Source organism: Maribacter zhoushanensis, assembly GCF_029350975.1.
Classification (GTDB): domain Bacteria; phylum Bacteroidota; class Bacteroidia; order Flavobacteriales; family Flavobacteriaceae; genus Maribacter; species Maribacter zhoushanensis.
Window position 1 is genome coordinate 1335159 of sequence record NZ_JARKMR010000001.1, and the last position, 13858, is coordinate 1349016.

Sequence of the window (13858 nt, forward strand, 5' to 3'; positions counted from 1 at the left end):
TGTTCGTTTATAAGTTCTTTAAGTAATTCATGTTATGTTGCATACTCTCAAAAGGCGTATGGGCATATTCCTCTTGTTCAATGTAAATATGTTCTACTCCAGAAAGTTCTTTTAACTTAAGCATTAAAGGTACATCAAGTGCTCCTTTTCCAAATTCTGTGCTTACTTTTTCATGCATATCCATATCCTTTAAATGCCAAAGCGGGAATCTGCCGGGATATTTCTCAAAGTAATGAAGTGGAGTTTTACCGGCAACTACTACCCAGCCCAAATCTAGCTCCATATGCACAAGGTCTTTTTCGGTATTATCCATAAGTACATCATAAAGTACTTCTCCGTTTTCAGATTCAAATTCGTATTCATGATTGTGATAGCCAAATTTTAGACCTCGCTTTTTGCATGCTTCGCCAGCTATATTAAATTGTTCTGCTACTTTCTTGTAGTTATCTACAGTTTGTCCTGTAGATGGCAATGATGAACATATGAGGTACTCTTGTCCAGAAGCAACGGCGTTTTCCATTGTTTGTTCAAACTCATCATCTAAGTGTACATGTCCACTGGTTAATGACATGCCCAAAGCTTTGCATGTACTAGCCATTTCTTTAGGTGATAAGCCATAGTAGTATCCTTTATTTGAACCCGCACTTTCTATCTCTTTAAAACCTAAGCTAGCAATTTGCTCTAAAGTCTTAATTGGATCTGCTAGCATTCCGTCTCTAAAAGAATAAAGCTGCACACCATAACCTGAATTGTTGGTTGAGGCCAAACTAACTTTGGGCATAAGTAAGGTGGCGGCACTAAATAGTCCTGCTTTTTTTAAAAAGTGTCTTCGTGTTTTCATCGTTGTGTTGTTGTTGTATTTAGAAAGGTGATTTTATTTTTAATGATTGCTTGAGTGATGCAAAAGATTCTATAATTTTTATGTTTAAATGTACGAAAACAAAACAGGATTTTTAGCGAGGCAATCTGTGGTTGTGTACTTTTGTAAAAACACCATTTATGAATAGCAGAAAGGAACAATTGGAGGCTTTAGATAGATTGTTGACCATTATGGACGAGTTGCGAGAGCAATGTCCTTGGGATAAAAAACAGACCATGCAATCGTTAAGGCATTTAACTATTGAAGAAACGTATGAGCTAGGTGATGCTATTTTAGATAACGATCTTAATGAAGTTAAGATGGAATTGGGTGATGTATTGCTACACATTATCTTTTATGCTAAAATTGGCTCAGAAACCAATGATTTTGACATTGCGGATGTTGCCAATGCTATATGCGACAAATTAGTGAATAGGCATCCGCATATTTATGGTGATGTTAAGGTTATTGATGCTGAAGACGTAAAAAGAAACTGGGAACAGATTAAATTAAAAGAAGGCAAAAAGAGTGTTTTAGAAGGTGTACCTAGAAGTTTACCTGCTTTGGTGAAAGCTAATAGAATTCAAGACAAGGTGTCCGGTGTTGGTTTTGATTGGGAAGAACCACAACAAGTTTTTGAAAAAGTACAAGAAGAGCTTGGAGAGTTACAAGTTGAAGTTGAAGCTGGAAATAAGGAGAAAATTGAAGCCGAATTTGGCGATGTTCTTTTTTCTATGATTAATTACGCAAGATTTTTGGGGGTAAATCCTGAAAACGCATTAGAGCGTACCAATAAGAAATTCATTAAACGCTTTCAGTATCTTGAAACAAAGGCAAAGGAAGTAGGAAAAGATATGAGTGATATGTCTTTAGAAGAAATGGATGTGTATTGGAACGAAGCTAAAACTAAAGAATAATTATTACTGTTTTAATTCTATATTCATGATTCTGGCTAAATCTCTGTGTTTAATAGGTTTAATGAAATAATCAGATATTTCAGGAAATGTTTTAGCCTGATCAACATCTTCAGCATTAATAGAAGATGTAAGCATTACAATGTTAATTTTCTTATCGATTTTTGGTGCAATCGCCTTAAAATCCTTAATAAAATCAAAACCGTTTAAAATAGGCATATGTAAATCTAGAAAGATGATGTCTGGCAATTCATCTAAAGAATTGTGATTGTCCTGTATTAATTTTAATGGTTGAACTGAATCAGGAAAATCGATAATCTTTGTTACCGCTAATTGATTTAGATAACGCTTTATTACATATTTAGATATATCGTCATCGTCGATAATCCAAACCAATGGATTTTGGTTCATAGTCAATGGTGATTGGTGTGTTTAGTATTCATAACGACCGGCTACCACGTATTAGTATTTTTTTAGGCTATAGTTTAGTAGATTAATGGTGTACACTATTAAATTTTAAACTTTTAAAGTCATTTGATATGTGCTTAAAATGATGCTTTACAATTTGTTAGCATTATATTTTACTATTGAAGGCGAAGATTTTTTTTAATTAAATGAAAGTTTGAAATTGAAAAAAGTGTCTTTTAATGAGTTTTACAATATTCATATATCCTTAATTTTACCGAACAGAAATTGTTCAATTAACGGTACCTTTGACAAAATTTTAGTTTAGGTTTTGTTTAAGAATTACACCAAAGAATTTCGTTATAATATTAAGCTCTCCGTTCCTGTTATTTTAGGAATGTTGGGTCATACTTTTGTACAATTGGCAGACAATATTATGGTGGGTCAATTAGGTACTGCAGAATTGGCTGCGGTATCTTTAGGTAATAGTTTTGTTTTTATTGCCATGTCTTTAGGTATAGGATTTTCAACTGCAATTACTCCGTTGGTTGCAGAAGCAGACGGGGCGGGACTTAAGGAGAATGCAAAAAGTGCTCTAAAACATGGGTTACTATTATGCACTGTTTTAGGTTTGACATTATTTGGACTCATTTTATTGGCAAAACCTATTATGTATGCCATGAAACAGCCAATAGAGGTGGTGGAGTTGGCATTGCCTTATTTAGATTTGGTTGCTTTTTCATTGGTGCCATTAATTGTTTTCCAGGCTTTTAAGCAGTTTTCAGAAGGTTTGTCCCAAACCAAATACCCCATGTATGCTACCATAGTAGCCAATGTTATAAATATTGTTTTAAACTATCTTTTGATTTTTGGAACTTTTGGCTTTCCGGAAATGGGTATTGTAGGTGCCGCTATTGGTACTCTAGTTTCAAGATTCTTTATGGTAATATACCTTTGGTTTATTCTTAAAACCAAAGAGAAGTTCAAGTACTATGTCACCGGATTCAATTTTGCAAAAATTGAGAAAGCGGTAATGAAGAAAATTATTGAATTAGGATTTCCTTCTTCATTACAAATGTTTTTTGAAGTCGGTATTTTCACGTCGGCAGTATGGCTAAGTGGTGTATTAGGTAAGAATGCCCAAGCCGCAAACCAAATAGCATTGAACTTAAGTAGTATGACCTTTATGTTCGGTATGGGGCTTGGTGTTACTGCCATGATCAGAGTGGGAAACCAAAAAGGCTTGGCTAATTTTAAAGAGTTAAGGCGTATTGCGCAATCCATATTTTTTCTAACCTTTTTATTGGAAATCCTTTTTGCGGCTTTATTCTTAATAGGTAGACATTGGTTTCCTTCTTTATATTTAGATATTGAAGATATGACCAACTTTGCCGATAATACCGAAGTGCTGGTTATTGCCGCAGAATTATTATTGGTTGCTGCATTCTTCCAAATTTCTGATGGAGTACAGGTAGTAGTATTAGGTGCTTTACGTGGTTTGCAAGATGTTAAAATACCAACCTTGATTACATTTATATCATATTGGCTTATAGGTTTTCCCGTTAGTTATTATTTATGTCTGCATACAGATTTAAAAAGTACAGGAATCTGGATTGGTTTGCTTACAGGACTAACGGCATCGGCTATTATGTTGTATATTCGATTTAATTATTTAACTAAAAAACTAATTGCCGCATAAAGGTGTTTTAACCAGTATCGGTAGTTTTTTTTCAACTTATAGATTACAATTTTTATGGAATTTCCAAAATTTTTATTGGGTGATAATACAGATTATCCTACTGCAATATTTGTAGTGCATACAGAGTTTCCAAGGTTTATTATTAACCTGGAAGATGATGAAGTTGAATGGTTAGAAGAGTTTTCAAAGGAAGATGAAAAAGAATTGGAAGATGAGGCGGAAAACTTGATAAAAGCAGCTACTGCTTTTTATGATCGTGAAGTGTCTAGATACGAAGATTAACTATTATGCTTGAAGAGCTATTACAGGTAGATAAAGACTTTTTCTTATACCTAAACGGACTAGGAACCCCACAATGGGATAATTTCTTTCAGTTTGTATCTCATAAATTTAGTGCTATACCGCTGTATCTATTTTTACTTATTGTTTCCTTTCAAAAATATGGAGGTAAAAAAACATTGGTACTTTTAGTTTCTGTTGCTTTGTTGATAACGGTTACAGATCAACTGGGTAATTTTTTTAAGTATGGTGTTGCTAGACTAAGACCTTGTCATGACCCCGAAGTTGAACCTTATATGAGATTGGTAAAGAGCTACTGTGGTGGCAAGTTCGGTTATTTTTCTGCCCATGCATCAAACTCTTTTGCCCTGGCTGTTTTTTTTGGTAGTATTTTAAAATCGAAAATTAAATACTTAGGAACCTTTTTAGTTCTTTGGGCGGCATTGGTTGCATATAGCAGAGTTTACATTGGTGTGCACTTTCCTCTTGATATCATTACGGGTGCCGTTATAGGCTCGTTATTCGGCTGGTTGTTTGTAAAGTTATTTATATTTGTACTTCGCAAATTTTCCCTATGATATCTAATCTAAGGTACTGGTTTTTAATAGTTTTAATTTTCTTGGTATACGTTGCAGGTATGTTTGTAACGTTATTTGAAAATGATTCTGCACAATTTTCTGTAATGGCCATGAGAATGGTGCAAGAAAATGATTTTTTTAGTCTTTTTAAAGGACCAGAAGAGTATTTGGACAAGCCCCACATGCATTATTGGTTGGCAGCGCTATCATATAAAATATTTGGTATTCATGATTGGTCTTATCGCATACCTGGAATACTAGCTACATTATTGGCTGCTTATAGTTGTTATGGGCTGGGTAGTTTGCTTTATAACAAGCATGTGGGTAAACTTTCAGCTTTAATTTTTATGACCGCACAAACTATTGTGTTGGGTGCAATAGACGTTCGTACAGATGCCGTATTAACGGGTTTCAGCATTTTAGCTATTTGGCAACTTGCTAAGTATATTGAAAAGGGTAGTGTTTCGGCAATTGCAATAGGAGCTTTTGCAGCTGGTATAGCATTTTCTACAAAGGGGCAGATAGCTCTTTTGGTTATAGGACTACCTATTTTATGTCATTTATTTTATACCGGTAAATGGAGAGCATTTATTAGTTGGAAAGTTTTATTGGCACTTTTGGTATTTGCAGTAACAATATCCCCAATGCTGTACGCCTATTACATGCAATTTGATCTGCATCCGGAAAAGGTAATTCGTGGGAAGGACCACCGTAGTGGTATATTCTTTATTTTTTGGGAGCAAAGTTTTGAACGACTTAGCGGTGAAGGTATTGGTAAGAACAGTAGCGATTACTTTTTCTTCTTTCATACATTTTTATGGGTATTTCTACCTTGGACAATACTAGGTATTACGGCTTTCTACAATAAGATTAAATTGTTTTTTACTCAGAAATTTAAGTTTGTTGAAGGGTCTGAATTTTTAACTGTTGGTGGTATTACCTTAATATTCATCATCATCAGTTTTGCTCAGTTTAAATTACCACACTATTTAAATATTACTATTCCTTTATTTGCAGTAATTACAGCGGCATATATTTACAATTTATATAAGCTAAATAAGACTAAGGTTTTAAAATATTTAATGATCGGGCAATACTTTGTACTCAGTATTGTTTTCATTGCTTCTGCATTAATATGTTTTTATGTATTTAAGCTCAACAGTGTTGTTGCCTACGTATTCTTAATTGTAGCGGCTATTATCATTATTTATTATGCCTTAAAAAGAGAAGGTGATTACATGAAGTTGGTAACCATTTCTGTTTGCGCATCATTACTTTTAAATGCAGTTTTAAACTTACATTTTTATCCTAACCTATTAGAATATCAAGGTGGATCTTCAATGTCCAAAGTTGTTGAACAGCAAAATATTCCTGTAGATCGAATCTATAAAGTTGGGAAGGACTATACCTGGTCTTTAGATTTTTATAATCAATTTCCCGTTCAAATTACTACGCCAGAGCTTTTAAAAAGTAAGAAAGATGTTTGGGTTTATGTCAACGATGATGAGATGGCTATGTTAGAGAAAAAGGGCTTTGATTGGGATGCTCAGCTGTCTGTAGATCAATTTAGAATAACCCGCTTACAAGGTAAATTCCTAAATCCGAATACAAGAAAGAAGGTAACCCGTAAAATGCACCTGTTGCATATTTACTAAAAATTAAGCCGAAGTATTTACAGATGTATTTGCCAATTTTAATTTAATTTTCTTGAAATGATACAGCACACCTACCAAGGAAACTAAGGCTGTAATTAAAAAGAAGAGTACACTTACCCCAACCGAAATATTTTGGTCTAACCCTAAAAATTCTGCTCCATAGTAAAAGGTGACTTCACGACTTCCTATTCCCCCCAAGGTTAAAGGAACCACGGCTACAATAGACGATATTAAGAAAATAATGAGATATGAAATCTGATTTGTATCGATATTTAAAGCCAATAGTATAAACCAAATACTTACCAATTGTGCCAATTGTACCAATGCAGATAAGGCTGTAGATTTCCAGAAAATGGGTAATACATAACTAAAGAATTTCTTGTTCAATAACCAAAAGACTAATACTGATAGGGGTATGGCTGCAATAAACAACCAACGATAACCATTTAATAGTTCTAGCTCAATAAAAGCGATTAGTGTACACGCGTAAATGAATAATAACAGTAAACCGCCTAATCGATCTAAGACTAAAACACTTACCATTCTTTTGGTTTTAACATCAAAGGTTTTCTTTAAGATATAACCTTTGTAAGCATCGCCACCAATACCACCAGGTAGGAACAGGTTGTAGAACATACCTAATAAATACAACTTAAAATTGCTTTTATGAGTAAGCATAATATTAAGTTGATGAAAGTATAGATTAAGGCGTATAGCCCCAATAAATTTAGAAAGTATAAAGAATATGGTAGCAAAGATTAAGTAAATGGGATTACTCTTAAGCAGTATCTCTTTAATCTCACTAACATTTATCTTGGTGAAAATGAAATAAATTAAAACGGTACTGATCAGTACTTTTAATCCGGTGGTTACTTTCTTATTTAACTTCGCCACCTACACTTACTTTTTTAATGCGGTACGGTCGTTTGTTCTGAGATTCATAATAAGTACGTATTAATAATTCCATTACAATACCTATTGTAAATAATTGAATACCTGCAAAAATGAACATCATACCAACTGTCAATAAAGGTCTTGTGCCAATGTCCTCACCAAAACCGAACTTCACGATCATTAGGTATATGTTAATAAAAACACCTACAAGTATCATTAATGAGCCAGAAATACCGAATAGGTGAATTGGGCGTTGAAAGTATTTACGAATAAAAAGTAAAAGCATCATATCTGCAACTACTTTAAAAACACGTTCTAATCCGTATTTTGAAACCCCTGCATGACGAGCGTGGTGCTTTACAGGTACCTGTTTTATTTGCCCACCCTCTAAAAATGCCAATAGGGTAATAAACCTGTGCATTTCTCCGTACAGATTTAAGTCTTTGGCAATATTTTTTGTAAATACCTTTAAGGCACAACCATTGTCCTTAATATCTAACTTTGTAACACGGCGCACCAAAAAGTTAGCAATTTTAGATGGTATTTTTTTAACCAGGGAATCTTTTCGTTTTTGACGAATACCAGTTACTACATCATACTCCTCACTAACGGCATAGGTCAACATTTGTGGAATATCAGACGGGTCGTTCTGTAAATCGCCATCCATGGTAATAATATATTCGCCTTCGGCATAATCAAAACCTGCAGCCAAGGCTAAACTCTGACCATAATTTTTCTTCAACTCAATTAAGTGGACCTTTTCATCCTTTAGGGCTTTAACAACCTTTTTAGTCTTGTCCTTAGAAAAATCATCTACATAGATTATCTGATAGTCATATCCTACCAAACTTTCGTGGATTTTTTGTGTCAAAAGAGTCACATTATCTTCCTCGTTATATAAAGGGACAACGACCGAAAGAAGGGAAGTGGTAACAGGTTGCATTGAGTTGTTTTTTAAATCGCTGCAAAGTTATGTTTTTTATCCTTAAGATAATGTACGTGAACGTTAGTAACATCTTAAAGTGTTTACTACTGTTTTATAGCTTTCAAAAGCTTTTCTGCAGCTAAAAAAGGAGAGGTATTGCCGCTAACAACTTCCTTTTTTAATAACGGTAACATTTCTTTGGTCTTTGGATGATGGTAGAATTCAGATAATAGTTCTTGCTCTAAATATTGAATCAGCCAATTTTCATTTTGCTGTTGCCTGTTTTTATTGAAGTAACCAGAAGCTTTCATTTTTTTGCAATAGGTGTCAATTAATTGCCAAACCTCATTTAAACCCTTATTTTCTAAAGCAGAGCACGTTAAGACTTCTGGTAGCCAGCCATTTTCTTTAGGCGGAAACATATGTAGTGCCCTTGCAAATTCCATCTTGGCAAGATCAGTACGTTGAATATTATCACCGTCTGCCTTTGTAATTACAATAGCATCGGCCATTTCTATTATGCCTCTCTTTATGCCCTGTAATTCATCGCCTGCACCGGCTAATTTCAATAATAGAAAGAAATCTACCATATCGTGAACGGCCGTTTCGCTTTGCCCAACCCCAATAGTTTCTATTAAAATACAGTTGAAACCTGCGGCTTCCAATATTACAATGCTCTCTCTTGTTTTACGGGTTACGCCACCTAATGAAGATCCAGATGCAGATGGTCTTATGTATGCATTTGGGTTTTTGACCAATTCTTCCATTCTGGTCTTATCACCCAATATGCTACCCTTTGTTCTACTGCTAGAAGGGTCCACGGTTAATACGGCAACCTTTTTACCTAGGTCCGTAAGCATACCTCCAAATTGTTCTATGAATGTACTTTTGCCTGCACCAGGTACTCCTGTAATACCAATTCTAATAGACTCGTGTTTCTTTGAAATACAACCGGCAATAATTTCGTTAGCAATAATACGATGCTCTGATTTTGTGCTTTCTACTATGGTAATGGCCTTACTTACAATAGCAACATTATTGGCATAAATGCCTTTAAGAAATTCTGATGTAGTAAGGTTGGCTAAATTCATTGTAATTGCTTCAATATAATAAAGGCTTTACAGACTCTTTTTGTAAATAGAAACCATAATGTGGTACACTTTGCCATTTTAGCTTTGATCTCCAATATCAAATTTAAAGATAGATATGTTATTATAGATGTCACCCGGTCTTAAAACACTTTTAGGAAAATCTGGTTGATTAGGTGCATCTGGATAATTCTGGGTTTCAAAACAAATACCTGGAAAATCAGCGGGAGTGTATACTACCAAGGCTGGTTGATTGGTATATACTTTCATGTTTATACCAGAAGTTTTTGAGTGTATTTCTGCTACTTTCTCATTGCCAATATCTTTTACAAAAATGGTGTCAAATCTTTGTAACCCTATTTTTTTAGGTAATAAAAAATCGAACTCCGTTTTTCTAACAGGGATAATATCTCCCGTTGGTAATAGGTTTTCTTTGGTTTCTAATCTGTACGGGCAGTTTAATTGTAGGTTATATTCGTCTATGTACGGACTATCATCTAATTTAAAATAAGCATGATTGGTTAGGTTGATGACGGTACTTCTATCCGTTATTCCCTCATAAATGACCTGTAGAGCATTGTTCATTAACTTATAAGTAACGCTAACGCTTAAATTTCCAGGGTATCCTTCCTCTAAATGTTTACTTGTATAGCTAAGTTTTACAAAAGGTTTATCACTGTTATCTACCTCATCTATGGTCCAATATTTTTGATGAAATCCTTCTTTTCCTCCATGTAGATGTACCCCGTCTTCATGATGTAAATGATACCTTTCCCTATCTAGAACAAACCCGCCTTCAGAAATTCTTCCTGCATAACGTCCTATACTAGCACCTAAGGCATTGTCATCTAATCTATATCTGCTAGGGTGGTTGTAACCAACTACGACATTGGTATATTCGCCATCTGCACCTTTTACAAGTAATTTTTGAATGGTAGCGCCATAATCAAGCACCATGAGTGTTAAATAGGCATTGGAAATTGTAACTTGTTTCAAAGGGAATATTTAATAGTGTTGTGTAAAAATAAAAATTTTTGCAACATTCTAATTTTTATGTCGTCCTTATTATAACAACAATCTAAAACCAATCAAATTAATCGATGTTTCAAAGCAATGTCGTAGAGAAATGTAAAGCAAACGACCGGGCTGCCCAGTTGCAGTTGTACAGGAAGTATTGCGATGGTATGTACGTTGTTGCCATGCGATTTGTAAAAAATGCGGATGATGCTGAAGACGTCTTACAAGAATCGTTCATTAAAGCATTTGAAAAGATTCATCAATTTAAAGGAGATGTCACTTTTGGAGCATGGTTAAAACGGATTGTAGTAAACAAGAGTATAGATTTTTTAAAATCTAAAAAAGACAAAGAGGTTTCTTTAGATGATAGTTATATGCAAGTGGTTGCAGAAGATGATAATTGGAATGTACCATTAACTATAAGTGTAGAGCAGGTAAGATGTGCCATTAACGAATTACAGGATAAGTATAAATACGTAGTACTAATGTTTTTGGTAGAAGGGTATGATCATCAAGAAATTGCAGAGGTATTAGATATATCTGCCTCTGCGTGTAGAACCAGGTTGTCTAGAGGTAAGGGGCATTTAAAAGAATTATTAAAAGGGAAAAAATATGGAACAGGATCTTAGGGAAATGTTCAAAAAGGATAAGGAAAAGCAAAAACATACCATTAAAACCGGTCATGAAGAGCGCTTTTTGAAAAAACTTGAAGAATCAATGCCGGCAGAACATAAACCTTTAAAAGGTTGGTTAAAGGTTGCGGCATCAGTAGCGGTAATTATAAGTTTGGGCTTAGGTTTTTTATTCTTTACTAATGACAGCAATACTACAACAGTGGTTGATGCTACACCTGCAGAGGAACAGAAATCTGAATTTACTTTCGGTGATCTTTCACCAGATTTAAAAAAGGTGGAGAATTATTACGTTGCCAATATTAATATGGAATTGGCAAAACTAGAAGTATCACCAGATACCAAAGAGTTGATAGATAGTTTTATGGAGCAGCTCAATAATTTAAACTTAGAATACAAGACGTTAAATACCGAGCTAAAAGAATTAGGTCCTAATGATCAAACCATTACAGCCCTGATAGAGAATTTACAATTACGATTACAATTATTACAGAAATTAAAAAGAAAGTTAAACGAATTAAAATTATCAAAAAATGAACAGATCATTGACAACAGTATCTAAGCAACTCATCATTGCATTAGGTCTATTAACTTCTACGTCATTTTTGGCGCAAGAAGAAAGTAAAACATTTCAAGAACGATTTATTGTGGCAGAAGATGCCGTGGTAAACATCAATACCAGCTATGCCGATATTGAATTTGAAACGTGGGATAAGGATGAGGTGGCCATTTCGGCCACCATCACCCTAGAAGGAGCTACTAAAGAAGAAGCGGAAAACTATTTTAAAAATAGCCCCATTGAAATATTAGGGAATAGTAAAGAAATCAAGATTTCTTCAAAATCTAAGAATAACGACTTCTTTGCTAGTTTTGATTCCGATGAATTATTCGATCATGGCGGTATGCGTATAGAAGTGCCGGAAATTGCATCTTTTGTAGTTAGTATACCAGAAATAGCCCCGTTTCCTGAAATGCCACCATTGCCACAAACAGAAGCCTTTATTTTTGATTATGAGGAATATCAAAAAGATGGTGATAAATACATGAAGAAATGGCAAAAGAATTTTGAAAAGAGTTTTGATAAAAAACATCAAAAACGATTAGAAGAATGGGCTGAGCGTATGGAGGAGTATGCAATTAAAGGAAAAAAAACAATTGAGAAGCTAAATGAAGAGCGAGCTGAATTAGTAGAGAAGAAAACCGAATTACTTGAAAAACGTCACGAAGAATTACAACAAAGACTTGAAGAACTTGAAGAAAAACGCACTCACGCAGAGAAGGGAAGAGAAGAACTACAATCTTTTATTAGTACTTCTAGAGTGAATGGAGCAGATGTACCTAACGTATTTTACTTTTCAAATGAAGGGGAGCAAAAGAATTTTAAGATTAAAAAGACCATTAAGATTAGCCTACCTAAGTCTACCAGAATAAAAATGGATGTACGACATGGGGAGGTTAAACTAGCTGAAAATACCAAAAACTTGAATGCGAACCTTTCGCATTCAAGCCTTTGGGCAGTTACCATAGACGGGGAAGAAACTAATGTTTCTGCATCGTACACTCCTGTAAGTGTTCAAAAATGGAACTACGGGCAATTGAGTACCTCATATTCAGAAGAAATTTCATTGTCAGAGGTAGTACAATTGCAATTGCAGGCAACTTCATCTGATGTAACCATAAACAAATTGTTTAAGAATGCTTTTATAAAGAATGATTTTGGCGCAGTACACGTTCTTGAATTGGGGAACGATTTTAATGAGTTGGATATTAGCGTAAAAAATGGCGAGTTAAATGTTGCCGTACCTAAAGTAGCTACCAGTATTTATGTAAAAGGTAATTCATCTAACTTGAAGCTACCCGCAGGCTTACAAATGGTAGAAACAAAAAACGGTAATACAACCATTCATAAAGGGCATCACTTGAAGGCTAATAGTAATCGTTCTATAGTAATAACATCAGATTATAGTGAAGTAGTGCTACAGTAGTTATTTTATCAATTGTAATGTTCCAAAAACATTGGCGTCTATCCACCCCATGTTTTTATTTTCTCCTGCTACAAATACAGAACCTATTAAGTTCTCACGCTCTTCACTACTATCATTATCTGCATAGGCAAGGGCAAAACCAATTTTCTTATTTTCTTTAAGTACAACCGGTTTTATGCTAGGTTCATCATTATATGCGCCAGGATAAACCTTTACAAACATTTCCCAATAGGTTGTATTACCTTCCCTTAGATGTTTAGAGGTAATATGATCATTATATAAAGTTGGTTTTTCGTCAACACCAATATCTACAACATTACCATCTAGGGCTACATGGTAGGTAAATGCATTATGATTAAACCTGTGCTGACCACCAGAATTATCTTCATCTACGTAAACAATAACACAGTCATCGTTCCACCAAAGAGTTAAAGGGTCTTCTGTTTTGTCTAAAATGGTATCATCAACAATTTCTAATAAAATATAGAGTCCGTCTTCGTTCCAAGCAATTTTGTATCTACCGTTATAATCATCATGGTCAAAAGGTCCACCGATCCAATTTTGATCAATAGGTTTCCAATCAAGTAGATTCCAATAGTTTTCTATGGCTCTGCCATCTAGGGTAGGGGAATCATTAATATAGGAGACTGGTGTTACTTGAGAATTTTTCTTGTTACTTACTTCTTTACATGACAAAATACCCAAAAGAAGTAAAAGATAAATAGTCCATTTCATAATAAAGAGTTGACTTCTATGATGTAAACACACTATTTTCTTAATTATTGTAAGATAATTAGTACTTTAATTCATAGGTGAGATAATATACTATTACTCTAACCGGGCAATTACCATATGATGCAAGAGAATTGGTATTCATTAAATTCAACAAAAAATAAAAAAAGCGCCCCAAAAGGGGCGCTTATCTATA

The 13858-nt window shown here is 34.4% G+C and carries 15 protein-coding genes; 8 read left to right on the forward strand and 7 right to left on the reverse strand.

All coding sequences use genetic code 11. From position 1 onward, the window contains the following. Window positions 1-7: 7 nt before the first annotated feature. Entirely contained in the window at window positions 8-841 is an 834-nt protein-coding gene (locus tag PXD56_RS05730; RefSeq protein ID WP_276492358.1) for a sugar phosphate isomerase/epimerase family protein, read from the reverse strand. A gap of 158 nt (window positions 842-999) precedes the next feature. On the opposite strand from PXD56_RS05730, the gene mazG reads away from it, so the two are divergent. Further along, complete coding sequence (gene mazG / locus PXD56_RS05735) at window positions 1000-1776, forward strand: nucleoside triphosphate pyrophosphohydrolase (RefSeq protein ID WP_276492359.1); 777 nt, start codon at window positions 1000-1002, stop codon at window positions 1774-1776. Between the two features lie 3 nt (window positions 1777-1779). Here the strand turns inward: mazG and PXD56_RS05740 are convergent, their stop codons facing one another. Beyond that, on the reverse strand, window positions 1780-2184 hold the full coding sequence (locus PXD56_RS05740) for a response regulator (RefSeq protein ID WP_276492360.1): 405 nt from the start codon (window positions 2182-2184) through the stop codon (window positions 1780-1782). A 325-nt stretch (window positions 2185-2509) separates the two neighbouring features. On the opposite strand from PXD56_RS05740, the gene PXD56_RS05745 reads away from it, so the two are divergent. The 4 genes from PXD56_RS05745 to PXD56_RS05760 are packed head-to-tail and all read left to right on the forward strand — an operon-like array spanning window position 2510 to window position 6389. Next, window positions 2510-3877 carry an MATE family efflux transporter gene (locus PXD56_RS05745; RefSeq protein WP_276492361.1) on the forward strand — a complete coding sequence of 456 codons (1368 nt, stop codon included), beginning with the start codon at window positions 2510-2512 and terminating at the stop codon, window positions 3875-3877. Window positions 3878-3931: 54 nt separating this feature from the next. Continuing rightward, window positions 3932-4159: a hypothetical protein gene (locus PXD56_RS05750; protein ID WP_276492362.1), complete on the forward strand. Its 228-nt coding sequence runs from the start codon at window positions 3932-3934 to the stop codon at window positions 4157-4159. 5 nt (window positions 4160-4164) lie between these two features. After that, window positions 4165-4734, forward strand: coding sequence for a phosphatase PAP2 family protein (locus PXD56_RS05755; protein ID WP_276492363.1), 570 nt, complete (start codon window positions 4165-4167; stop codon window positions 4732-4734). Continuing rightward, the gene (locus tag PXD56_RS05760; protein WP_276492364.1) at window positions 4731-6389 is read left to right on the forward strand and encodes an ArnT family glycosyltransferase; all 1659 of its coding nucleotides are present in this window, start codon (window positions 4731-4733) and stop codon (window positions 6387-6389) included. The genes PXD56_RS05755 and PXD56_RS05760 overlap by 4 nt, the downstream gene beginning before the upstream one ends. Before the next feature lie 3 nt (window positions 6390-6392). Here the strand turns inward: PXD56_RS05760 and PXD56_RS05765 are convergent, their stop codons facing one another. The 4 genes from PXD56_RS05765 to PXD56_RS05780 form a co-directional block, all read right to left on the reverse strand. Beyond that, on the reverse strand, window positions 6393-7283 hold the full coding sequence (locus tag PXD56_RS05765; RefSeq protein ID WP_276492365.1) for a lysylphosphatidylglycerol synthase transmembrane domain-containing protein: 891 nt from the start codon (window positions 7281-7283) through the stop codon (window positions 6393-6395). Continuing rightward, window positions 7267-8226, reverse strand: a complete 960-nt coding sequence (locus PXD56_RS05770) for a glycosyltransferase family 2 protein (protein WP_276492366.1) — start codon at window positions 8224-8226, stop codon at window positions 7267-7269. The genes PXD56_RS05765 and PXD56_RS05770 overlap by 17 nt, the downstream gene beginning before the upstream one ends. Before the next feature lie 86 nt (window positions 8227-8312). Next, complete coding sequence (gene meaB / locus PXD56_RS05775; protein ID WP_276492367.1) at window positions 8313-9299, reverse strand: methylmalonyl Co-A mutase-associated GTPase MeaB; 987 nt, start codon at window positions 9297-9299, stop codon at window positions 8313-8315. Window positions 9300-9377: 78 nt separating this feature from the next. Continuing rightward, complete coding sequence (locus tag PXD56_RS05780) at window positions 9378-10292, reverse strand: aldose epimerase family protein (RefSeq protein ID WP_276492368.1); 915 nt, start codon at window positions 10290-10292, stop codon at window positions 9378-9380. Between the two features lie 104 nt (window positions 10293-10396). On the opposite strand from PXD56_RS05780, the gene PXD56_RS05785 reads away from it, so the two are divergent. Genes PXD56_RS05785 through PXD56_RS05795 form a run of 3 tightly spaced genes read left to right on the forward strand, consistent with a single transcriptional unit; the run spans window position 10397 to window position 12930 of the window. Beyond that, complete coding sequence (locus PXD56_RS05785; RefSeq protein WP_276492369.1) at window positions 10397-10942, forward strand: RNA polymerase sigma factor; 546 nt, start codon at window positions 10397-10399, stop codon at window positions 10940-10942. Beyond that, window positions 10926-11507, forward strand: coding sequence for a hypothetical protein (locus PXD56_RS05790; protein ID WP_276492370.1), 582 nt, complete (start codon window positions 10926-10928; stop codon window positions 11505-11507). Before PXD56_RS05785 ends, PXD56_RS05790 begins: the two co-directional genes overlap by 17 nt. Continuing rightward, entirely contained in the window at window positions 11479-12930 is a 1452-nt protein-coding gene (locus tag PXD56_RS05795; protein ID WP_276492371.1) for a hypothetical protein, read from the forward strand. The genes PXD56_RS05790 and PXD56_RS05795 overlap by 29 nt, the downstream gene beginning before the upstream one ends. On the opposite strand, the gene PXD56_RS05800 is transcribed toward PXD56_RS05795, so the two are convergent. Further along, the gene (locus PXD56_RS05800; RefSeq protein WP_276492372.1) at window positions 12931-13665 is read right to left on the reverse strand and encodes a sugar-binding protein; all 735 of its coding nucleotides are present in this window, start codon (window positions 13663-13665) and stop codon (window positions 12931-12933) included. It lies immediately after the preceding gene. Window positions 13666-13858 lie beyond the last annotated feature (193 nt).